This window comes from Streptomyces tritici (assembly GCF_048500665.1).
Lineage (GTDB): Bacteria > Actinomycetota > Actinomycetes > Streptomycetales > Streptomycetaceae > Streptomyces > Streptomyces tritici.
The window spans coordinates 3225001-3247493 of record NZ_CP183183.1; the positions used below are offsets into that span (position 1 = coordinate 3225001).

Here is a 22493-nt window from a genome sequence, read left to right on the forward strand (position 1 = left end):
TGCCGCATGGGCCAGTAGGACTTCAAAGGAACCTCGACCATCCGAAGATGGACGGGGTATCAACTAATCTGGCGTTGATTTTTGGCACGCTGTTGAGTTCTCAAGGAACGGACGCTTCCTTTGTACTCACCCTCTCGGGCTTTCCTCCGGGCTTTTCCCTTCGGTCTTGCGTTTCCGACTCTATCAGATCTTTCCGATCCGATTTCCTCGGTGCCTTTCGGCTGCTTTCCGGTCCCTTCGCTTTCGCTTGGGGCCCTTCCGGCGGTTCCGACTCTATCAGATCCTTTCGGCGCCTGATTCCCAGTCAGCGGGAGTTGTCTTTCCGGCTGTTGGGCCGTTCCGACGCTCAAACTCTAGCGGATTTCTCCGGTGACTCATAACCGAGCCATTCGAAACGAATTTCGGCATGCCGAAATGCATCCCGGTCCGGGAGATCGTGCGAGTTGAGGTGCCGCTTCAGCGGCGGGATAGCGTCGCAGAACCGTTACGGCCCCGCGACAACTCGGAGAACACTACGGATCAGGCGGGGCCGTGTCAACTCCCCTCAGCTGCGGCCCTCGATGCGGTCCAGCAGGCGGATGAGGAGGTCGCCGAGGACTCCGCGCTCGTCGGGCGTGAGGTCCTGGAGGAGGTCGGCCTCGAAGTCGGTCGCCATGCGCATGGCCTCCAGCCACTTCGAGCGGCCCTCGTCCGTCAGCTCGACGATGACGCGGACCCGGTTGTTCTCGTCGCGGTCGCGGGTGACCAGGCCCTCGCCCGCCATGCGGTCGATGCGGTGGGTCATCGCGGCCGGCGTGAGGCCGAGGCGCTTGGCCAGTTCGCCGGGGCCGAGGCGGTACGGGGCGCCGGCGAGGACGAGGTGCTTGAGGACCTCCCACTCGGCGTTGCTGATCCCGAGGTCGGCGAGCTGGCGGCCGTACGCCACGTTCATCCGCCGGTTGAGCCGGCCGAGGGAGGACACGACCTTCTCGACCTGGGGGTCGAGGTCGCGGTACTCGCGCTGATAGGCGGCGATCAGCTCGTCGAGGGTCGGCTCCTGCGTGGGCGCCGGAGACGGCTGCGCCTGGGTTTCGGACATGGGGCCGAGTATCCCACGCAACTCGTTGGCGTCGAAGTCCTTGGATGTGTATTGTTAAGCATCTAACTTTAGTGTTGAAGTCTTCAGAGTTCAGGGCTACGGGTCTGAACTCGTACGTGACGGAGTGGGTGGTCGTGACCAAGGCGATGGGTGCAGCAATGCGCCGGATCCAGGCAGGGAGCGCGCTGAGCGCGTTCGGGCTCGGCTTCACCGTGCCGTACCTCTATGTGTACGTGGCACAGGTGCGCGAGCTGGGGGCGACCACGGCCGGTGTCGTGCTCGCCGCCTTCGCCATGGCCGCGCTGGTCGTGCTGCCGTTCAGCGGCCGTGCGATCGACCGGCGCGGGCCCGTGCCCGTGCTTCTGGTCGCCGCGCTCCTCGCCTCGGCCGGCGCGCTGGGCCTGGGCCTCGCGGCGGACGTCGGGTCCGCCGTCGCCTCGGCCGCCGTGCTCGGCGCGGGTACCGCGGTGATGCAGCCCGCGCTCGCCACGATGATCGTCTGGTGCTCTGCGCCGGCGCAGCGCACCCGGTCCTTCGCCATGCAGTTCTTCCTGCAGAACCTGGGTCTGGGCGTCGGCGGTCTGATCGGCGGCCAGCTGGTCGACGAGAGCCGGCCGGGCAGCTTCGTGCTGCTGTTCTCGATCGAGGCGGCGATGTTCCTCGTCCTGGCCGCGATCGTGCTGACCGTGCGGATGCCGGGCTCGCCCGCGCTGCAGGACACCCGGCCGGGCTCGGCGCAGCCGGGGGGTGTGCGGGCGCTGCTCGGGCACAAGGCGATGGTGCAGCTGTGCGTGCTGGGCTTCGTCCTCTTCTTCGCCTGCTACGGACAGTTCGAGTCGGGTCTCGCCGCGTACGGCACCGAGGCCGCGGGCATCGCGCCGTCGACGCTGGGCATCGCCCTGGCCGCCAATACGGCGGTCATCGTGGCCGCGCAGTTCCTGGTGCTGAAGTTCGTGGAGCGCCGCAGGCGCAGCCGGGTGATCGCGGCCGTCGGTCTGATCTGGACCGTGGCGTGGCTGTGCGCCGGGTACGCGGGCCTCGGCCACGGCAGCCAGGCGATGGCGACGGCGGCGTTCGTCTCCACGTACGCGCTGTTCGGGCTCGGCGAGGCGCTGCTGGCGCCGACGGTCGCCCCGCTGGTGGCCGACCTGGCGCCGGAGTCGATGGTCGGAACGTACAACTCGGCCTTCGCCCTGGTGAAGCAGCTCGCGCTGGCCGTCGGTCCGGCGGTCGGCGGGCCCATGGGTGCCACGCTGCACGGGCCGTACATCGTGACCTTCGTGCTGTTCTCGCTGGGCATCAGTGTGCTCGCGGTGCGGCTCGGCAAGCGGCTGACGCCGGTGCAGAACCAGCCCTCCCTGGCCGCCAGGCCGTCGAAGATCGTCGCGCGGCACGAGCCGCGGCGGGCGGACGTGGCCGCCTGAGACGTAGCCACCCAGGCCGTAGCCGCCTAGGACGCGTCCGGCAGGGCGAACTCGCACCAGACCGCCTTGCCGCCGCCCGGGGTGCGGCGGCTGCCCCAGGACGAGGCGATGGTGGCGATGATCGAGATGCCGCGGCCCGACTCGTCCTCGGACTCGGCGCGGCGGCGCCGGGGCAGGTGGTCGTCGCCGTCGGTGACCTCGATGATCAGTCGACGGTCGGTGCGGCGCAGCCGCAGCTTCATCGGCGGGGTCCCGTGCTGGAGGGAGTTGGCCACCAGTTCGCTGGTGGCGAGCACGCCGAGGTCGCGCAGTTCTACGGGGAAGCGCCAGCTGGCCAGGACGCCCGAGGCGAAGGCGCGGGCGCGGGGCGCCGCCTCCACTCCGCCGAGGAGTTCCAGGGCGGCGTTGTGGAAGAGCTCCGCGTCCGGGCCGGTGCGCGAGGGGTGCTGCATGACGAGGACGGCGACGTCGTCGTCGTGCTCGGCGGTGACGCCGAGGGAGCGCAGCAGCCGGTCGCAGACGACCTGGGGGGTGCCGGTCGCGCCGGCGAGGGCGCGCTCCAGGGCGGCGACGCCCTCGTCGATGTCCTCGCGGCGCCGTTCGACCAGGCCGTCGGTGTAGAGGACGGCGGTGGAGCCGGGCGGCAGGGCGATGGAGCCGGAGGTGTGCAGCCAGCCGCCGGTGCCGAGCGGCGGTCCGGTGGGGTCCTCGGCGCGCCGCACGGTGCCGTCCTCGTCGCGGACGAGGATCGGGAGGTGGCCGGCGGAGGCGTAGACGAGCTTGCCCTCGTTGGGGTCGTGGACGGCGTAGACGCAGGTGGCGATCTGGCTGGCGTCGATCTCGGCGGCGAGGCCGTCGAGGAGCTGCAGGACCTCGTGCGGCGGCAGGTCGAGCCGGGCGTAGGCCCGTACGGCGGTGCGGAGCTGGCCCATGACGGCGGCGGCGCGTACGCCGCGGCCCATCACGTCGCCGATGACGAGGGCGGTGCGGCCGGCGCCGAGGGTGATGACGTCGTACCAGTCGCCGCCGACGGCCGCGTCGGTGCCGCCGGGCTGGTAGGTGGCGGCGACGCGCAGGTCGTCGGGCTGCTCCAGTTCCTGCGGGAGCAGGGAGCGCTGGAGGGTGACGGCCGTCTCGCGGTGCCGGCGCTCGCTGGCGCGCAGCCGTTCGGCGGCCTCGGCGTGGTCGGTGACGTCGGCGGCGTGGACGAGGACGCCGCCGGACTCGTGGTGCGGGGTGTCGACGGGCAGGCAGGTGACCGTGTACGAGCCGCCGTGGCGGGTGCGGCGGGACTTGACCGTGCGGGGCTTGCCGCTGCGCAGGACCTGGTCCATGAGCGGGAGCAGGCCGAGCTCGTCGGCCTCGGGGCAGCTGTCGGCGGCCCGTGAGCCGGCGGGGCGGGGGCCGAAGGCGGCGGCGTAGGCGTCGTTGACGTACGCGATGCGGTGCTCGGGGCCGTACACCAGGGCGACGAGACCGGGGAGGCGGCCGACGACCTCGCGGACGGAGAAGTCCTCCAGGGCGGGCACGTCGTCGGGCAGGGACTCCAGCTGCTGCTCGTACTCACCGCGGGCCGCGGGCACGGAGCCGCGATCGGTCCGCGCCGCGGCGCGGCGCTGCGTACCGGGGAGCCGGGGGCTCCAGCGGGTGAAGTTCACGGATCTCAATGCCTCGTGGTGTCGTTGCCGTGCGGTCACTCTGTGCAGGTGTGGGCCCACCTATGGTCACACGTCCAGTGTGACCGAGCGCACTGACAAGGGGTCAGCCGGTCGTCGGTCCGGGGGTGGGGCCGTCGTCGCGGCGGTCGGCCGGTGCGTTCTGCTCCGCGTCCTTCTGCGGGTCCTGGGGCGTGGCCTTCCGGGTGTCCGGGCGCGTGGCCGGGCCAGTGTCCTTCTGCGGGTCCTTCTGTGGGGCCTTCGGTGTGTCGCTCTTCGTGTCCCCCGGCGTCTTGGCGGGGCCGTTCTTCTTCTTGTCGCCCGGGGGCGTGGCGGCCATCTCGAACTCGGCGCGCGGGTGTTCCAGCGACCCCAGGGACACGATCTCGCGCTTGAACAGGCCGGCGAGGGTCCATTCGGCGAGGATGCGGGCCTTGCGGTTGAACGTGGGCATGCGGCTCAGATGGTAGGCGCGGTGCATGAGCCAGGCCGGGTAGCCCTTGAGCTTGCGCCCGTACACATGGGCGACGCCCTTGTGCAGGCCGAGCGAGGCGACGGAGCCGACGTACTTGTGCGCGTACTCCTTGAGCGGCTGTCCGCGCAGGGAGGCGGCGAGGTTCTCGGCTAGCACCTTGGTCTGGCGGACGGCGTGCTGGGCGTTGGGCGCGCACTCCTTGCCGGGCTCGTCGGCGGTGATGTCGGGGACGGCGGCGGCGTCGCCGGCCGCCCAGGCGTGCTCGACGCCGTCGACGGTGAGGCGTGCGGTGCACTTGAGGCGGCCGCGTTCGTTGAGCGGCAGGTCGGTGTCGGCGAGCAGCGGCGCGGGTTTGACGCCCGCGGTCCACACGACGGTGCGGGTGGGGAGGCGGGAGCCGTCGCTGAGGACGGCCACGCGGTCCACGCAGGACTCCAGGCGGGTCTCGAGGCGGACGTCGATGTTGCGGGCGCGCAGTTCGCGGACGGTGTAGCGGCCCATCTCCTCGCCGACCTCGGGCAGGATCCGGTTCGACGCCTCGACGAGGATCCACTTCAGGTCCTGGGGCTTGATGTTGTGGTAGTACCGCGCGGTGTAGCGGGCCATGTCCTCCAGTTCGCCGAGCGCCTCGACGCCCGCGTAGCCGCCGCCGACGAAGACGAAGGTGAGGGCGGCGTCGCGGAGGGCGGGGTCGCGGGTGGAGGAGGCGATGTCCATCTGCTCGATGACGTGGTTGCGCAGTCCGATGGCCTCCTCGACGGCCTTGAAGCCGATGGCGTAGTCGGCGAGGCCGGGGACGGGGAGGGTGCGGGAGATCGAGCCGGGCGCGATGACGAGTTCGTCGTACGTCATCTGCACGCCGCCGGTGCCCTCCTCCTCGGTGGCGAGGGTGGAGAGGGTGGCGGTCCGCTTGGCGTGTTCGATGCGGTGGACCTCGCCGATGAGCACCCGGCACTGGTCGAGGACGCGGCGCAGCGGGACCACGACGTGGCGGGGGGAGATGGAGCCGGCCGCGGCCTCGGGGAGGAAGGGCTGGTACGTCATGTACGGCTCGGGCGTGACCACCACGATCTCGACGGCACCGCTTCTCAGCTCGGCCTTGAGCTGGCGCTGCAGACGCAGCGCGGTGTACATCCCGACGTAGCCACCGCCGACAACGAGAATGCGCGCAGGTTCGGTCACTGTCCCATGACGCAACGCCGACCGGGGTTTGTCCACAGGCCCGGCAAATCATGTGACCGGAGGGGTACGGAGGCGTGGGGTGGCGCGTGAGGCCGGTATGCGGGGAAGTGCGCAGGTCACGATAGGGGTGGGGGGTGCGTGCAGGGGTGAGAATCGGGAGTGTTCCGGCCCTTGCTCCGATCGGGGGGCGCACCGTACGGAACGGCCCCTTCTGAATTGACCGCAACTCAACTATGTTCGTACCTCGTCGGGGAGTCGGGTCGTGGACGAAGACCTGAGCAAATGACCGGTCCCCGGCCGTCAGGGCGGGGAGTCTCCGGGGGGAGACATCATGAGCGGGGGAACGCTTATGCAGATTCAGGATTCTCATTGGCAGGCCGTCGTCGCGTCGCCGACCGACGGGGTGACGAACGGCCGCGGTTCGGCGGGTCCGGCGGTGGGCCGGTCCGCTCCGCTGCGCGTGGACGCGCAGCGGAATCTGGAGCATGTGCTGCGGGCCGCGCGTGAGGTGTTCGGCGAGCTGGGCTACGGCGCTCCGATGGAGGACGTGGCGCGGCGGGCGCGGGTGGGTGTCGGCACGGTGTACCGGCGCTTCCCGAGCAAGGACGTGCTGGTCCGCCGGATAGCCGAGGAGGAGACCTCCCGGCTGACCGAGCAGGCGCGGGCGGCGCTGGGGCAGGAGGAGGAGCCGTGGTCGGCGCTCTCCCGGTTCCTGCGCACGTCGGTGGCGTCGGGTGCGGGGCGGCTGCTGCCGCCGCAGATACTGCGGGTCGGCGTGGACGGGGACGAGCCGCTGGGCGGTCCGGCCGGGGAGGAAGACGAGGCGCGGGTGCCGGCCCAGCGGGGTGCGGCGGCCGTGCTGTCGGAGCCCCGTGTGGTCGCGCCGCGGACGGCTCCGCCGGCGGAGCAGGACGACGCGGGGGCCTCGGAGCTCCTGGAGGTCGTCGGCCAGCTGGTGGACCGGGCGCGGGCGGCGGGCGAGCTGCGCGGCGACGTGACGGTGGCGGACGTGCTGCTGGTGATCGCCACGGCGGCGCCCTCGCTGCCGGACGCGGCGCAGCAGGCGGCGGCGTCGGCCCGGCTGCTGGACATCCTGCTGGAGGGGCTGCGCTCGCGTCCGTCGGTCTGAGGTTCGTGAGAGTGGTGTGAAGGGGCCGTCGTCCGGTCGCCGTTCGGTTCGTCCCGGGCCGGGCGCCGGTCCCGTCAACCTCCTGCGTCACTCGGATCGTTGAGCATTTCACGAACGAGTGATCGGTTACGCCCATACCCGCGAAGTCGCCCCGGACGAGTGGTTGACTGACGCGGAGGTTCGGCGTACGCGAAGCCTGTGGCACTCTTGGCCGGTGTTCGGTTCTGAGCGTGCATACGGGGGCTTCCGCGATGAGCGGTGAAGGTCGGGACGAGCCACAGGGCGAGCGCGGCACCACGGGGACTGAGCCCGGAGGGCTGCCTTCCGGTCAGGTGCCGAGCCAGGGCGGACCGCTGGGTTCCACCGCCGCGCCCGGCACCGGCGCGCCTGCGGAGCCCCCGCCGCAGAGCCCGTCCGGGGCGCCGTCGCCGAGCGCGTCCGGAGCGCAGCCCGTACAGCCCTCACAGCCCGAACCGCAGCCGCGCGACGCGAGCGTGCCCGCGCAGCGCGAGGCCGGGGAGACCGGTTCCGTCCTGCCGCCGCCGCTCGACCTGCCGCCCCCCGACGCCGAGCTGATCCAGCGGATGCGCGGCGGCGACGACAGCGCGTACGAGGAGCTGTTCCGCCGCCACTCCGAGGCCGTACGCCGCTACGCCCGCACCTGCTGCCGTGACGCGCACACCGCGGACGACCTGACCGCCGAGGTGTTCGCCCGCACCCTGCAGGCGGTGCGCGGCGGCGCCGGGCCCGAGCAGGCGGTCCGCGCGTATCTGATGACGACGGTCCGCCGGGCCGCCGCGAACTGGACGAAGTCGCAGAAGCGCGAGCATCTCGTCGAGGACTTCGCGCTGTTCGCGGAGGAGGCCGCCCGCGCCGCGGAGGTCTCCGACGACGACACCCTGGAGCTGGGCGCGGACGTCCGCGCCATGCACGAGGCCGAGCAGACGCTGGCCATGCAGGCGTTCCGGTCGCTGCCGGAGCGCTGGCAGGCGGTGCTGTGGCACACCACCGTCGAGGAGGAGTCGCCGAGCGAGGTCGCGCCGCTGTTCGGGCTGACCCCGAACGCCACGGCGGTGCTGGCCAGCCGGGCCCGCGAGGGTCTGAAGCAGGCGTACCTGCAGGCGCACGTCAGCCAGGCGCTGACCGCGGGCGGGGACTGCGCGCGGTACGCGGACCGGCTCGGCGCGTACGCCCGCGGCGGGCTGCGGATGCGCGCCGAGCGCGGGCTGCGCAAGCACCTGGAGGAGTGCGCCAAGTGCCGGCTGGCGGCCGGCGAGCTCGAGGCCGTCAACGCCGGGATCCCCGCGCTGCTGCCGATCGCGGTCATCGGCTGGTTCGCCGCCGGGTACGCGTTCAAGGCCGGCAGTGTGGTGGTCGGCGGCGTGGTGGGCGCGACCGGCGCGGGAGCGGCGGCCGCGGCCACGGGCGCGGTGTCCGGTTCGACGACGACCGCAGGGGCCACGTCGGCCGCCGCGGCGGAGGGTCTGGGCGCGCCCGCGAAGGCGGGCCTCGCCGCGGCGGCGGCCGTCGCCGCGGCCGCGGGCCTGGTCTGGGCGCTCTCCGGCGACCCGCAGGAGCCGGTCGCAAAGCCCCGGCCGACCCCGCCGGCCGTCGCCCCCGCCGAGCAGCCGCCCCCGCCGGCGCCGAAGCCCACGCCGACGCCGCCCCCGCCGCCCGCGGCCCCCGCGCCGGAACCGACGCCCACGCCGACGCCCACTCCGCCCCCGCCGCCCCGGCCGGCCCCGAAGCCGTCGCCGACCCCGACGCCCGCGCCGAAGCCGGCGCCGAAACCGAAGCCCAAGCCGGTGCCGAAGCCCGCGCCGGACTCGTTCCAGGTCAGCGAGCTGCAGTACAGCACCTTCGGCGACGGCACGAAGCCGGAGGTCCGGATGGGCGAGAGCAGCTGGATGTGGCAGCGGCAGGGCCTGTCGACGGGCGGCACCCGGTACGCCCACGGGGTCAGCGTCCACGCGCCGTCGTCCCTGGTCATCGACCTGAACCGGCAGTGCCGCAGCTACGACGCGATGGTCGGCGTCGACGACATGAGCGCGGACCTCGGCGTCGGAGGCGTGCGCTTCGTGGTCCTCGCCGACGGCCGGCGCGTCTGGCGCTCGAAGGTCGTCGAGGCCGGCGACGCCCCGGTCCCGGTCCACGTCCCGCTGTCCGGCGTCCGCACGCTCACCCTCGTCGTCGAACCCCACACCCCCTTCGGCGAGGCCGCCATCGCCGACTGGGCCCAGTCCCGCATCCGCTGCGCCTGACGCGCCGCCGGATCAGAACTCGGCGCTGTCGAGCACGAACCCGAGCGGCGCGGGCAGCGGGACCTTCGTCCCCAGCTTGTGGATCGCCTTGTGCGCGTAGTCGTCGCCGTCGGGCTCGGAGCAGACGACGGCCTCGCCGGCCTCGCGGTCGATGAGCAGGTAGACGGGAATGCCGGCGCGGGCATAGCAGCGGATCTTCTGGACGCGGTCGCGTCCGGCGGTGGAGGCACAGGTCACCTCGCCGACGAGGAGGACGGCGTCGGGGACGTGCCACTCCTGCTGGTCGTCGAAGCTGCCCTTGGGGGCGACGACGAGGTCGGGCAGGAAGCATTCGGTGCCGTGGCGGCCACGCGTCCGGAGACCGATGCCCGTGTAGGGGCGCAGAGTCGGGCTGAGCCGACCACCGACGACCTGGTCGGTGAGCTCCGCGACGGCTGTCGCGTGCCCCCCGTCGCTCATCCCCGTCACATGGACCTGGCACTCGATCAGTTCCACGCGCCACCCCCGAGGGGACACCGAGCTGAACAGCTGGAAGGCCTCGTCGAGAGACACACCCTCGTACTCTTGGCCAGGCATGGCACCTCCCTGGTCTGTGCGAGGCCAGCCTAGGGCGTCGTGGGCGGTCTGTGGCGGGAGTGTGGCAGGGTCACGCCAGCGACGCGCGGGTCGGGACGCCGCCCGCGACCGCGCGTTGGCGGGGGGCGGCGGTGCCGGTCCAGCAGGTGCCTCGGCGGGCGATGAGGCGGCGGAGCCAGAGTTCGGTGGAGACCAGGTCGGCGAGGCCGTCGAGGGGGACCGGTTCGCCGTCGGCGGCGGCGCGCAGGGCGCGGCGGACGACGCGGGCCTCGATCAGGCCGGCGTCGGCGAGGAGCGGGGCGGTGAACAGCGACAGGAGGTCCGGGAGGGCCTCGCGCAGGCCCGCCCGGGTGGCCGGGCCGGCGCCCGCCGCCGCGCCCCAGCCCGGGGGCAGGTCGTGGATGCCGGCGCCCGCCAGGACCGAGCGGAGGATCGTCGCCCGGGCGTCGGGCTGGACGCGCAGGGCCTCGGGCAGGTCGCGGCAGGCGCGGACGACCTGGTTGTCGAGGAACGGGGTGTGCAGCCGCTGGCTGCGGATCTCCGCGGCCTGCTCCAGGACGCGGTGGTCCGCCGCCGCCCGGGCCAGCGCGGCCCGCGCCCGGGACTCGCCCGGCCGCTGGACGGAAGTGGGGAGCGTGGCCGCCCGGTTGAGCCGGGCCGACACCTCGGCCAGCGCCTCCCCGGTCAGCCAGCGCGCCGCGGGCCCCGGACGCGACCAGGCGAGCGCGGCGAGCGAGGCCTCCAGGGGGCCGGGCGCGGCGGCCGCGGTGCGGTTGGCCCGCAGCAGGCCGGCCGCCGCGGTCTCCAGGCCGGTGCGGTACGGCGTACGGGCCAGGCGCCGGGCCGCGCGGTACACGGTGAGCGGCACGAGCAGCGCCTCCGCCGAGGGGCCGGTCGCCTTGGCCAGGGCGGTCACCGGGCGGACCAGGGACCTGCGCCGGCGGTCCATCAGCAGGTCGGCGAGGCGCGCCGGATGGGCGTCGAGGACCTGCCGGGCGCCGAGTCCGGTGAGGTGGTCGGCGCTGCCGGCCGCGAGCCGCCGCCGGTGCCGGGCCGCGGCGACCAGCGAGGGCCCGGGCTCGTCGGTGAGCGGCCCGTCCAGCTCCGCGTACGGCAGGGCCTCCTCGCGGGCGGCGACGACGACGTGGTGCAGCCGCGGGTTCGCGGCCATCGCCCGGGCCCGCTCCAGTTCGTCCTCCCGGCCGCGGGTGGCCAGGTCGTTGAAGGTGACCGCGAGCAGCCGCTCCCCGGCTCCGGTGCCGTGCCCGAGGATCGTCCCGGGCACTCCGGGCAGCCCGGCGGCGAGCAGGGCGAGCGTGCCGGAGGCGCTGCCGCCGGACAGGTCCGCGCCGATGCCGGGCGCGGGCACGGCGCCGCGGGCGGCCCGGCGTTCGGCCGGCCCCATGCCGGGCACGGGGCCGGGGTCGGGCGGGAGTACCTCCGGTGCGTGCCGGGGCGCGGTGAGCCGGGCCCGTACGGCGTCGACGAGCGCGTCGCGCACGGCGTCGACCGCCTGCCGGGGGTCCTTCTGCGGCGCGGCGACCGCGAGCGAGGCGACCGGCTCGTAGCCGGTGATCTCCCGGGAGCCCTCGCGCAGCACGAGCGCGTGGCCGGGCGGGACGCGGCGGACCCCTTCGTACGGGGTGGAGTCGCGCAGCGCCTCCGGGGTCTCGGGGCAGGCGAGCAGTGCGGCGAGGTGGCCGATGTCGAGCTGCGCCTCGATGAGGTCGGCGAGCGGCAGGGCGGCGGTGGCGTACGCGGTGCCGCCGGCCCACGGGGTGTGGAACACGGGCCGGGCGCCGGCGAGGTCGCCGGTGACGGTGATGCGGCGGCCGGCCTGGACGACGACGGTGTAGCTGCCGGCCCAGGCGGTCAGGTGCCGCAGCGCGCCGCCGCGCGCCGCGAACAGCGCCACCCTGAGCTGCTCGTCGCTCGCCGCGCAGCAGCCGAGCACGGCGAGGCGGGTGTCGGCGTCGACGGACACGACGCGGATCTCGTCGGGCCGCCAGTCCCCGACCGCCCACAGCGGATCCGGGTCGCCCCACAGGAGTTGGGCGCCGACGGGGTGGAGGGTGAGCCCTTCGGACTCGTCGCCGTACGCGCCCGCCGAGGCGGCCGCGCCGCCGAACTCGCCCGCGCCGACGGGTCCGACGCGGGTGCGCGTACCGAAGCGCGCGGCGATACTGCTCCAGCCCACCAGCCACCGCATCGCTGCCTCCACAGACTGTGGACAACTTTCGTCACGTCCAGTGGAGAACATGCTGCCACGCCGAAGGGCGCACGGGAGCGGCTCCGGGTCGCGCACGCAAAACGCGAATGCGCCCCTGGCATTGGCCAGTTGCCGACGGTACGCGACGGCCCGGAGCACCGTCGTCATTCGGCCATTCTCGGCGCGGGACGGTTCGGGCGTGTCCCGGCACGAAAAGCGTTCTGTACGGGGGCCGTTCGGCCCCCGGTGACAGTCCGGGAGGCGCCGCTCGCCTCCCGGACCCTTCCGCCGCCCGCGGGGATTGGGGCGACGGTATCCCCCAGCCCACTGCCGCTTCGCACAGCGGGCCGACCCACGCATCGCCCATGGAAGCGCTCCCCGCGACCCCGGACGAGAGCGCACGGGTGGGCGCACGGCCACACACCCGGAGCACGATTCCCCGCCACGGCCGCCCGGGCATCCCCCCGTACGCACCACAATCCCGCCATACGGAACACCGCCTCTTAACGGTAGGGATGCGGCGAACTACGCTGGGTTTACGAATGCCGCACGCCTATGCCCGGCGCCGCGGCGGCCGTCTGTGTGTCGAGGGGTGGCGCATGTCCAGGGAACAACGCGGGCCGAACGACAAGCTCGGCACGGTTCTCGCCCTCGCGGGAATCAGCAACGCCGGCCTCGCCCGGCGGGTCAACGACCTCGGCGCGCAGCGGGGACTGACGCTCCGTTACGACAAGACGTCGGTGGCGCGATGGGTGTCGAAGGGCATGGTGCCGCAGGGCGCCGCGCCGCATCTGATCGCCGCCGCGATCGGCCAGAAGCTCGGCCGTCCCGTCCCCCTGCACGAGATCGGTCTCGCGGACGCCGACCCGGCCCCCGAGGTCGGGCTCGCCTTCCCGCGCGACGTCGGCGAGGCGGTCCGCTCGGCGACGGAGCTGTACCGGCTGGATCTCGCCGGTCGCCGCAGCGGCGGCGCCGGGATCTGGCAGTCGCTCGCGGGCTCGTTCTCCGTCAGCGCGTACGCGACGCCCGCCTCCCGCTGGCTGATAACCCCCGCCGACCCGTCGGTGGCCCGCCAGGCGCCGCCGCTCGGCGCGCACGGGACGAAGGGCGCCGGACGCGCCCCCGCCGTCCCCGAGGCGCCCGAGCCGCACGACGAGGGCTACCCGCGAGTCGGCCACAGCGACGTCGCCAAGCTGCGTGAGGCCGCGGAGGACGCCCGCCGCTGGGACTCCAAGTACGGCGGCGGCGACTGGCGTTCCTCGATGGTGCCGGAGTGCCTGCGGGTCGACGCGGCACCGCTGCTGCTCGGCTCGTACTCCGACGAGGTCGGCCGGGCGCTGTTCGGCGCGACGGCGGAGCTGACCCGGCTGGCCGGCTGGATGGCCTTCGACACCGGGCAGCAGGAGGCGGCGCAGCGGTACTACATCCAGGCGCTGCGGCTGGCCCGCGCGGCGGCGGACGTGCCGCTCGGCGGGTACGTGCTCGCGTCGATGTCGCTGCAGGCCACGTACCGCGGCTTCGCCGACGAGGGCGTGGACCTGGCGCAGGCGGCGCTGGAGCGCAACCGGGGCCTGGCGACGGCGCGCACCATGTCGTTCTTCCGGCTGGTCGAGGCCCGGGCGCACGCGAAGGCGAACGACGCGGCGGCGGCGGGCGCGGCGCTGAAGGCGGCGGAGGGTTGGCTGGAGCGGTCCCGGGAGGGCGACGCGGACCCGTCCTGGCTCGGCTTCTACTCGGAGGACCGGTTCGCCGCCGACGCGGCGGAGTGCTACCGGGACCTCAAGGCGCCGCGGCAGGTGCGGCGGTTCACCGAGCAGGCGCTGTCCCGGCCGACGGAGGAGTTCGTCCGCTCGCACGGGCTGCGCCTGGTGGTGAGCGCGGTCGCGGAACTGGAGTCGGGGAACCTCGACGCGGCCTGCGCGGCGGGCGTGCGGGCGGTGGAGGTCGCGGGGCGGATCTCGTCGGCGCGGACCACGGAGTACGTGCGGGACCTGCTGCACCGCCTGGAGCCGTACGGCGACGAGCCGCGCGTGATGGAGCTGCGGGAGCGGGCGCGTCCGCTGCTGATGGCGCCGGCGTAGCGCCCCCTCGCGGTGTGTTCCGGTCGCGTGACACGCGTCCCACGTGGTGGGCGTTTAGCGGGATTGTCAGCGGGCCAGTGCACTATCGGGGTGGGAGGTGGCACTGGTGTCCGGGTCTGGGTCCGCGTCGAGGGACGCGTCGGGGTGCGCGCCGACGTACGCGACGACGTACGCGTACGACTGTGACGTGCTGATCGTCGGCGGCGGGATCGTCGGCCTGTCGACGGCGTATGCGCTGACACGTGCGCGGCCGGGCACGAAGGTCGCCGTCCTCGAGAAGGAGCTCGCCCCCGCGCGCCACCAGACGGGCCGCAACAGCGGGGTGATCCACAGCGGGATCTACTACCGCCCCGGCTCCCTGAAGGCGCGGTACGCGGTCGCGGGCGCGGCGGAGATGGTGAAGTTCTGCGCCGAGTACGGCATCCCCCACGAGGTCACCGGCAAGCTGATCGTCGCCACCGGGCGGGACGAGCTGCCGCGGCTGCACGCGCTGGTGCAGCGCGGCCGGGAGAACGGGATCCCGGTGCGGGAGCTGGGCCCGGCGCAGATCAGCGCGTACGAGCCGCGGGTGCGCGGCATCGCGGCGATCCACGTCGGGACCACCGGGGTCTGCGACTACGGGGCGGTCGCGGCGCAGCTCGCCGAGGAGGCGGGCGCGGCCGGGGCGGACGTGCTGTACGGCGCGGAGGTCGTCGCGGTCGACCGGCGGCCGTGGGGCGTGGCGGTCCGCACGGCGGACGGGCGGATCGTGCGGGGGCGGGTCCTGGTGAACTGCGCGGGCCTGCACTGCGACCGGGTGGCCCGGCTCGCCGGCGACGACCCGGGGATGCGGATCGTGCCCTTCCGGGGCGAGTACTACGAGCTGACGCGGCCCTCGCTGGTACGGGGACTGGTGTACCCGGTCCCGGACCCGGCGTTCCCCTTCCTCGGGGTGCATCTGACGCGGGGCGTCGACGGAGGCGTCCACGTCGGGCCGAACGCGGTGCCGGCGCTGGCGCGCGAGGGGTACGGGTGGACGACGGTCCGCCCCGGCGACGTGGCCGCGACGCTGGCATGGCCGGGCTCCTGGCAGATCGCGCGGCAGCACTGGCGGTACGGGGCGGGCGAGCTGCACCGCTCGCTGTCGAAGCGGGCCTTCACGGAGGCGGTGCGGCGGCTGCTCCCCTCGGTGGAGGAGGCCGACCTGCGGCCCGCGCCCGCGGGCGTCCGCGCCCAGGCGGTCCTGCGGGACGGCACCCTGGCGGACGACTTCCTGATCCAGGAGGCCCCCCGGACGGTCCACGTCCTGAACGCCCCCTCGCCGGCGGCGACGGCGTCCCTGCCGATCGGCCGCGAGATCGCCCGGCGCGCGCTCGACCTGCTCTGACCGGACCGGCACGGACCGGAGCTGCGTCGGCCGGACCTGCTCAGGCCGGTCTGCTCCGACCCGCCGGGCCCGGCCGCCGCTCCTCTGATCCGCAGCTCCGCGCGGAAACGGGCTCCCGCCGCCGGGCACGTAAAATTGGGGGCACTGTGTCTGAGATCCGTGAAACCTCCGCCCCCGCCCGCCGCGGCAGCCGCATGTTCGCGCCCGGGGAAGGGCCCTCGCCCGATCCCGCCGGCTCACACCACGAGCGGCGGATCCGGAGTTTCCAGCCGCGCCGCAGCCGGGTGACCGCCGGCCAGGCCGAGGCCCTGCTCAAGCGGTGGCCCGACTGGGGCCTCGACATCGACGGGCACAGCGTCCTCGACCTCGACGCGATGTTCGGCGGCCGGCCCGTCGTCCTGGAGATCGGGTTCGGCATGGGCGAGGCCACCGCGCAGATGGCCGCCGCCGACCCCGGCACCGGCATCCTCGCCGTCGACGTCCACACCCCCGGCCAGGGCAACCTCCTCGGCCTCGCCGACCGCAACGGCCTGGACAACGTCCGTGTCGCCAACGGCGACGCGATCATCCTGCTCCGCGAGATGCTCACGCCCGACGCCCTCGACGGCGTCCGCGTCTACTTCCCGGACCCCTGGCCCAAGAAGCGCCACCACAAGCGCCGTCTGATCCAGCCGGAGTTCCTGAGCCTCGTCGCGACCCGGATGAAGCCCGGCGCGATCCTGCACTGCGCCACCGACTGGGAGCCGTACGCCGAGCAGATGCTCGAGGTGCTCACCGCGCACCCCGACTTCGAGAACACCGCCGAGGACGGCGGCTTCGCCCCCCGGCCCGCGTTCCGCCCGCTGACCCGCTTCGAGGGCCAGGGCCTCGACAAGGGCCACCGGGTGCATGATCTTCTTTTTCGCAGGAAGTAGCCCCCGCCCCGCGGCTACGGTCGGAGCGTGCCGAATCACCTCGCGCCACCTCATGACCCCGCGCCGACGCGGCCTGCCGCGTCGCACCACCCCGTGCCGACCGCCGACGCCGACGCCCCGCCCGCCGCTCCGGGCGACCGCGCCCAGTGGCGCTACCGTCCGCGGCGGCTGCTCCGGCACCGCCGGGCCCTGCGCGCCGCCGCCGTCTTCGGCGTGCTCGCGCTCTGCGGCCTGGTGCTCCTGGTCGTGCTCCGCGAGAAGACCGGCACCGAGGGCTTCCTCGTCGGCCTCGGCCTGGCGGTGCTCCCGGTCCCGCTGCTGCTGGCCGCGTTCCGCTGGCTCGACCGGGTCGACCCGGGCCCCTGGAAGAACCTGATCTTCGCGTTCGCCTGGGGCGCGGGCGCCGCCGCGCTCATGGCGTTCACCGCCAACACCTTCGCGCTCCGCTGGATCGCCGGCGCGACCGCCACCACCGACCCCGACGACCTGCTCAGCCTCGGCGCGACCTACGTGGCCCCGGTCGTCGAGGAGAGCGTCAAGGCCGGGGCCCTGCTTCTGCTCTTCCTGTTCCGCCGCCCGCGCGTCACCGGCCTCGTCGACGGCGTCGTGGTCGCCGGATTCACCGCGACCGGCTTCGCGTTCACCGAGAACGTCCTGTATCTCGGCAACGCCTTCGGCGAGGACCTGGCGACCGGCGCGGGCGTCCTCGGCTCGAAGACCGTGATGACCTTCTTCGGCCGGATCGTGCTGACGCCGTTCGCCCATCCGCTGTTCACCGTGTGCACCGGCATCGGCTTCGGGCTCGCCGCCGCCACCGCCCGCCGGCACCGGGTCCGCCGCGTCCTGCTGCCGCTCGGCGGGCTGCTGCTGGCGATGGGGGTGCACGCGCTGTGGAACGGCTCGGCCGTCCGCAGCCCGCTGGGCTTCCTCGCCGTGTACGGGGCGTTCATGGTGCCGGCCTTCGCCCTGCTGACCTGGCTCGCGATCTGGAGCCGGCAGCGCGAGCTGCGCACGATATCCGGGCGGCTCCCGGCGTACGCGGCGGCCGGCTGGCTCGCCCCCGCCGAGCCGCTGGCACTGTCCTCGATGCGGGCCCGCGCCGTGGCCCGCTCGTACGCCTCCGCCGCGTACGGCGCCGCCGCGGGGCGCGCGGTGCACGAGTACGAGGTCTTCGCGACGAGCCTGGCGTTCCTGCGGGACCGGGCCCACCGCGGCACGGCGGAGCCGGACTTCGCCGCGCGGGAGCAGGAGCTGCTGCACCACCTGTGGCAGCGGAAGGCGTTCGCCTCGCCGGCGCTCACGTACGCGGCGGGCGCCACGGGCCGGCTCCGGCCGGTGCCGCCGCCCCCGCCGCACCGCGACTACACGGGCCCGAATCCGTACCGGGCCTGAGCCGCGTCAGACGTTCTGGCCGTGCTCCCGCAGCCAGGCGGCCGGGTCGATGCCCGCGCCGCTCGCGGTGTGGACCTCCAGGTGGAGGTGGGGGCCGGTCACGTTGCCGGTCGCGCCGACGCGGCCGATCGTGTCGCCGGTGCCCACGCTCTGCCCCGCGCTCACGGTCATCGAGGACAGGTGGGCGTACCAGACCTCGGTGCCGTCCTCCAGCTCCAGGACGATCCGGTAGCCGTACGAGCCGGACCAGCCGGCCGACTTGATGGTGCCGCCGTGGACGGCCTTCACCGGGGTGCCGGTGGGCGCGGCGAAGTCGAGGCCGGTGTGGTAGCCGGAGGACCACATGGAGCCGGCCTGGCCGTACTCGGAGGTGATCGTGTACGAGGAGGTGGGCAGCGCGTAGCTGGCGGCGAGGGCCGCGATGCGGGCCGCCTCCGCCTTGGCCGCGGCCTCCGCCTCGGCCTTGCGCTTCGCTTCCTCGGCGGCCTTCGCCTCGGCCGCGGCCGCGGTCTGCTGGGCCTTCGCCTCGGCGGCGGCCTTCTCGGCGGCGGCCTTCTCGGCGGCCGCCTTGGCCTGGGCCTCCGCGGTCGCCTGCTGCTGCTCGGCCTGCTGGAGGATGCGGGCGCGCAGGGCCTCGCCCGCGTCGGCGCCGCTCTGGGAGCCGTCGGCGGCGAGGGCCACGGAGGACTGGGTGAGCGGCTCGACGCCGTCGTTGACGGCGGCGGGCTCGTCGGCGATGAGGTCGCCCACGCCGGGCAGGTCCGCGGCGGCGGGCAGGTTCATGTCCGGCAGCGAGATGGCGACCGGGGGCTTCTCCTTGGCCGTGGCCAGGCCGCCCGCGCCGACCGCCGCGATGACGCCGACGCCGAGGACGGTGGAACTGCGGGCGATGCTGCGCTGCTTGACGACACGGTGCCGGCCGCGGGCCGGGCGGAGCACGTCCTCGCCGGGGTTCCACTCCTCCCCTTCGCCTCCCCCACCGACGGCCGGGACGCCGGCCGCGGGGCCGTACACGTCGAAATGGGTCTGGGGGACAGCAGGGTTGGACGCCACGGAGGCGTACTCCTTTCCTTCCTTCTCGCCTACCGGGTTAGCTGACGGGTTCGGAGCAGGAAGGTCTCCTACGGGTCGGGTGCGACCCGATTCACCCCAAGTGGTGGTTCCCCGGTTCCCTTGCGGGATTCGGCGCACGCGCACGGTGCCGACTCTTGCGACGGCTGGGACGACCGCGCTGCGTTATCGAACGTTAATAGACACGGGGGTCCGATTCCAAGCTGTTCCTCTTGATCGTTCCGCCCCTTGGCCTGGACTTAATCCTCCAGAACAGGGTGGAAACGGGCGAGTTGGCCCCGCGTCGGCGACCGCCGGCCGGATCCACGCGAAGTGACGCCCCGTCAGTCGTTATCTCTCCGAGATCCCGCGACTACCCATCGTCACGGCACCACCGGCATCGTCCGCCGTCGCTCCGGCTGGCCCTCCGCCGGCCGGCTCACCGCCAGCAGCGCCATGTCGTCCGTCGACCCGCCCCCGGTGTACCGGCGCACGTCGTCGACCAGTGCGTCCAGGAGCTCCCCGGGCCCCGGGAAGATCCGGCCGGAGAGCCGCTCCCCCGGCGCGTAGAAGGCGCCGTGCTCGTCGCGCGCCTCGGAGAGGCCGTCCGTGTAGAAGAGCAGCGTCGCGCCGGGCGGGTACGGCCAGTCGTCCACCCGGTCCGGCCAGGCGCCCAGGTCGCCCATGCCCAGCGGCAGCGCCGCCTGGCTCGGCGTCAGCCGCTCCAGCCCTCCGTCGACGTGCAGCAGCAGCGGCTCCGGATGGCCCCGGTTGACGATCCGCACCCGCTCCCGGCCGCCCGGGATCTCGGCGAGCACGGCGGTCGTGAAGCCCTCGAAGGCGTCCAGGCTGCCGCGCCGCCTGCCCTCCCGGGCCAGCGCCCGCTCCAGCCGCTGCGCCACGCCCTCCAGCGCGGCCTCCTGCTCGGCCGCCTCCCGGAACGCGCCGATGACCACCGCCACCGCCTCCACCGCGTCCAGCCCCTTGCCGCGGACGTCGCCGACCACCAGCCGCACCCCGTACGGGGTGTCCTGGACCGCGAACAGGTCGCCGCCGATGAACGCGTCCGCCTGCGCCGCCTCGTACCGCGCCGCCACGTGCAGCGCGCCGATCCGCTCGGCGGGGGTGGGCAGCACGGCCTTCTGCGCCGCCTCGGCGATCACCCGCGCGGACGCCAGCCGCTCGCCGCTGCGCTGCACCGCCCGGTTGATGAGCAGCGCGAAGGCGGAGACCGTCAGGACGGTCAGGTTCTCGGTGATGGCGGGAACGTCGCCGGCCGTGTCGTTGTACCAGTGCAGTCCGAAGCTGGCGAGCACCGCGACGACGACGGTCAGCAGGGTCAGCCGGAAGGAGAACAGCGGCGCGGCGATCAGCGGGGCGGCCGAGTACAGCGGGGCCGCGGTGTACTCGGGCGGCGTGGACAGGTCGAAGGCCGCGCCGCCGAGGATGACGAGCGCGGGCAGGGCGCGGACGAAGCGTCGCTGAACCGGCGAGAGCCTCGCCTCGCCGTTCTTCCCTCCGCCCGCCGATCGTCGCCCCACCTGTGGTCTCCTGCCGGTCCGCCCGAGCCGCGGACGGTGCTCCGCCCCATCCAGGCTGGCCGCAGCCGCGCCCCGCGGCGACCCGCCGTCGGCCGTCCGGGGGACGGGGCCGCTCGCGAGGGCCTGTGACTTGCGGGGGCCGGGGCAGCCGAGGGCCGGGCATGCGCGAAGGCCCGGATCCTTGATGGATCCGAGCCTTCGTCTTCAGTAGCGGGGACAGGATTTGAACCTGCGACCTCTGGGTTATGAGCCCAGCGAGCTACCGAGCTGCTCCACCCCGCGTCGGTGAACCCAACAGTACGTCATCGCGGACAGCATCGGAAATCGCTTTTCGCCACAGGGGCGTGACCCTGGTCTCACCCGCCGTTCAGCAGCCGCAGTCCTCGGCGTCGACCGGCGCGGTCAGCGGGTCGGCGGCGCGCCCCGCCGGGCCCTCCCAGGTCTCGTACGCGAAGCCCTCGCGCACCCAGTACTCGAAGCCGCCGAGCATCTCCTTGACCTGGTAGCCGAGCTCGGCGAGGGCCAGGGCGGCGCGGGTCGCGCCGTTGCAGCCGGGGCCCCAGCAGTACGTGACGACCGGGACGGCCTTGTCCAGGAGCCGCTCGGCCTGCTCGGGGATCTGCGCGGTCGGCAGGTGGACCGCTCCGGGCACGTGGCCCTGGTCCCAGGAGGCCGTGGAGCGGGAGTCGAGGAGCACGAAGCCGGGGTCGCCGCCGGCCGCGAGCGCGGCGGCGACGTCGGAGACGTCCGCGTGGAAGGCCAGGCTCGCGGAGAAGTACGCGGCGGCCGCGGCCGGGGAGGCGGGCGGCACGCGGAGCACGGGGTTGGCGGTGGTCGCGGCGGTCTGGGCGTTCTGGGTGTGCGTCGTCGTCATGTCTGAGAACCTACGGACGAAGATCATCGGGCTGAAGTGGGGAATCCCGGTGCTTGCCGGGTCCGGCCGGGGATTCCCGCGCGTGCGGCGCGATCCGGTGCGGATCTCACGTGCCGGGACGCCGGACGGTCACATCGTCCCCCCGCGGCCCGTCATGACGGTGGGGACCGGGACCACGCCGGTCCGACGAGGGGAACGGACGGAAGACATGAACCCGGAACCGCAGGAGACGCACGCGGACCCGCACACCGACGCCCCGGGAGGCGCGAGCGCGCCGGACCGCGAGCTGCTGGCCCGGCGCTTCGAGGCGGACCGCGATCACCTGCGGGCGGTCGCGTACCGGATGCTCGGCTCGGTCAGCGAGGCGGAGGACGCCGTCCAGGAGGCCTGGCTCAAGCTGAACCGCAGCGACACCTCCGCCGTCGAGAACCTCAGCGGCTGGCTGACCACCGTCGTCGGCCGGGTCTGCCTCGACATGCTGCGCTCCCGCACCTCCCGCCGCGAGGACTCCCTGGACGCCCGGGTGCACGTCCCCGACCCGGTGATCCGGGCCGCCCCCGACCCGGTGGCCCGGACCACCGACCCCGAGCAGCAGGCGCTGATGGCCGACTCGGTGGGCCTCGCCCTGCTCGTCGTCCTGGAGACGCTGAACCCGGCGGAGCGGCTCGCGTTCGTGCTGCACGACATGTTCGGCGTGTCCTTCGACGAGATCGGCCCGCTGGTCGACCGCACCCCGGCCGCCGCCCGCCAGCTCGCCAGCCGGGCCCGCCGCCGGGTGCAGGGCACGGCGCCGCAGCCGGAGCGGGACGTCGTCCGGCAGCGCAAGGTCGTCGACGCGTTCCTCGCCGCGTCCCGCGGGGGCGACTTCGAGGGGCTGCTCGCCGTGCTCGACCCGGACGTCGTCCTGCGGGCCGACGGCGGCTCGCTGCGGGCCGCCGCCACCAAGCTGGTCCGCGGCCCGGAGGCGGTCGCCTCGCAGGCGCTCACCTTCGCCCGCTTCCAGGCGGTCGGGGTGCCGGTGCTCGTCAACGGCAGCGCCGGGGTGCTCTCCGTACAGGACGGGCGGCCCGCCGCGCTGCTCGCCTTCACGGTCTCCGAGGAGGGCCGGATCGTCCAGATCGACATCCTGGCCGACCCGGAGCGCCTGGCACGGCTGGACGTGACCGCCCTGGACCCCGGCGCCGGCACGGACGCGCCGCGGGAGTGACCCGGACGGGTGAAGGAACCCTTCGTACGGGTCTGGGCGCGCGCCCTTCCCTGGCCCCGGCGGGCGCCGGGCCTCTTCA

The 22493-nt window shown here is 74.1% G+C and carries 16 protein-coding genes, 1 tRNA gene and 1 riboswitch; of the genes, 8 read left to right on the forward strand and 9 right to left on the reverse strand.

Annotated elements, in window-relative coordinates:
• Positions 1-544: 544 nt before the first annotated feature.
• Positions 545-1078, reverse strand: a complete 534-nt coding sequence (locus tag ACNJ93_RS14805; RefSeq protein ID WP_418957884.1) for a MarR family winged helix-turn-helix transcriptional regulator — start codon at positions 1076-1078, stop codon at positions 545-547.
• 146 nt (positions 1079-1224) lie between these two features.
• On the opposite strand from ACNJ93_RS14805, the gene ACNJ93_RS14810 reads away from it, so the two are divergent.
• The gene (locus ACNJ93_RS14810) at positions 1225-2502 is read left to right on the forward strand and encodes an MFS transporter (protein ID WP_418961409.1); all 1278 of its coding nucleotides are present in this window, start codon (positions 1225-1227) and stop codon (positions 2500-2502) included.
• Positions 2503-2528: 26 nt separating this feature from the next.
• Here ACNJ93_RS14810 and ACNJ93_RS14815 read toward each other — a convergent pair whose 3' ends face one another.
• Both ACNJ93_RS14815 and ACNJ93_RS14820 read right to left on the reverse strand, forming a co-directional pair.
• Positions 2529-4160 carry an ATP-binding SpoIIE family protein phosphatase gene (locus ACNJ93_RS14815; protein WP_418957885.1) on the reverse strand — a complete coding sequence of 544 codons (1632 nt, stop codon included), beginning with the start codon at positions 4158-4160 and terminating at the stop codon, positions 2529-2531.
• 103 nt (positions 4161-4263) lie between these two features.
• A complete protein-coding gene (locus ACNJ93_RS14820) occupies positions 4264-5766 on the reverse strand; it encodes an NAD(P)/FAD-dependent oxidoreductase (RefSeq protein WP_418961410.1) in 1503 nt (500 codons plus the stop codon).
• 397 nt (positions 5767-6163) lie between these two features.
• Here ACNJ93_RS14820 and ACNJ93_RS14825 point away from each other — a divergent pair, with 397 nt between their 5' ends.
• Complete coding sequence (locus tag ACNJ93_RS14825; RefSeq protein WP_418957886.1) at positions 6164-6943, forward strand: TetR/AcrR family transcriptional regulator; 780 nt, start codon at positions 6164-6166, stop codon at positions 6941-6943.
• 251 nt (positions 6944-7194) lie between these two features.
• Positions 7195-9204, forward strand: coding sequence for a sigma-70 family RNA polymerase sigma factor (locus ACNJ93_RS14830; RefSeq protein ID WP_418957887.1), 2010 nt, complete (start codon positions 7195-7197; stop codon positions 9202-9204).
• A 12-nt stretch (positions 9205-9216) separates the two neighbouring features.
• On the opposite strand, the gene ACNJ93_RS14835 is transcribed toward ACNJ93_RS14830, so the two are convergent.
• Both ACNJ93_RS14835 and ACNJ93_RS14840 read right to left on the reverse strand, forming a co-directional pair.
• Positions 9217-9780 carry a Uma2 family endonuclease gene (locus tag ACNJ93_RS14835; protein WP_418957888.1) on the reverse strand — a complete coding sequence of 188 codons (564 nt, stop codon included), beginning with the start codon at positions 9778-9780 and terminating at the stop codon, positions 9217-9219.
• A gap of 70 nt (positions 9781-9850) precedes the next feature.
• Complete coding sequence (locus ACNJ93_RS14840; protein ID WP_418957889.1) at positions 9851-11989, reverse strand: asparagine synthase-related protein; 2139 nt, start codon at positions 11987-11989, stop codon at positions 9851-9853.
• Between the two features lie 599 nt (positions 11990-12588).
• On the opposite strand from ACNJ93_RS14840, the gene ACNJ93_RS14845 reads away from it, so the two are divergent.
• From ACNJ93_RS14845 to ACNJ93_RS14860, 4 genes are all read left to right on the forward strand, one after another.
• The gene (locus ACNJ93_RS14845) at positions 12589-14070 is read left to right on the forward strand and encodes an MFS transporter (RefSeq protein ID WP_418957890.1); all 1482 of its coding nucleotides are present in this window, start codon (positions 12589-12591) and stop codon (positions 14068-14070) included.
• Positions 14071-14257: 187 nt separating this feature from the next.
• A complete protein-coding gene (lhgO, locus tag ACNJ93_RS14850) occupies positions 14258-15436 on the forward strand; it encodes an L-2-hydroxyglutarate oxidase (protein ID WP_418961411.1) in 1179 nt (392 codons plus the stop codon).
• A gap of 194 nt (positions 15437-15630) precedes the next feature.
• The gene (gene trmB / locus ACNJ93_RS14855) at positions 15631-16350 is read left to right on the forward strand and encodes a tRNA (guanosine(46)-N7)-methyltransferase TrmB (RefSeq protein ID WP_418961412.1); all 720 of its coding nucleotides are present in this window, start codon (positions 15631-15633) and stop codon (positions 16348-16350) included.
• A 93-nt stretch (positions 16351-16443) separates the two neighbouring features.
• The gene (locus ACNJ93_RS14860) at positions 16444-17742 is read left to right on the forward strand and encodes a PrsW family intramembrane metalloprotease (protein ID WP_418961413.1); all 1299 of its coding nucleotides are present in this window, start codon (positions 16444-16446) and stop codon (positions 17740-17742) included.
• Positions 17743-17748: 6 nt separating this feature from the next.
• Here the strand turns inward: ACNJ93_RS14860 and ACNJ93_RS14865 are convergent, their stop codons facing one another.
• From ACNJ93_RS14865 to ACNJ93_RS14880, 4 genes are all read right to left on the reverse strand, one after another.
• Positions 17749-18795 carry a M23 family metallopeptidase gene (locus tag ACNJ93_RS14865; protein WP_418957891.1) on the reverse strand — a complete coding sequence of 349 codons (1047 nt, stop codon included), beginning with the start codon at positions 18793-18795 and terminating at the stop codon, positions 17749-17751.
• 11 nt (positions 18796-18806) lie between these two features.
• A riboswitch (cyclic di-AMP (ydaO/yuaA leader) is annotated at positions 18807-18940 on the reverse strand.
• A 235-nt stretch (positions 18941-19175) separates the two neighbouring features.
• Positions 19176-20333 (reverse strand): PP2C family protein-serine/threonine phosphatase, encoded by a 1158-nt coding sequence (locus ACNJ93_RS14870; protein ID WP_418957892.1) that lies wholly within the window; start codon positions 20331-20333, stop codon positions 19176-19178.
• 208 nt (positions 20334-20541) lie between these two features.
• Positions 20542-20615 (reverse strand) — tRNA-Met (locus tag ACNJ93_RS14875).
• A gap of 85 nt (positions 20616-20700) precedes the next feature.
• Complete coding sequence (locus ACNJ93_RS14880) at positions 20701-21207, reverse strand: rhodanese-like domain-containing protein (protein WP_418957893.1); 507 nt, start codon at positions 21205-21207, stop codon at positions 20701-20703.
• 208 nt (positions 21208-21415) lie between these two features.
• Here ACNJ93_RS14880 and ACNJ93_RS14885 point away from each other — a divergent pair, with 208 nt between their 5' ends.
• Positions 21416-22414: a sigma-70 family RNA polymerase sigma factor gene (locus tag ACNJ93_RS14885; protein WP_418957894.1), complete on the forward strand. Its 999-nt coding sequence runs from the start codon at positions 21416-21418 to the stop codon at positions 22412-22414.
• Positions 22415-22493 lie beyond the last annotated feature (79 nt).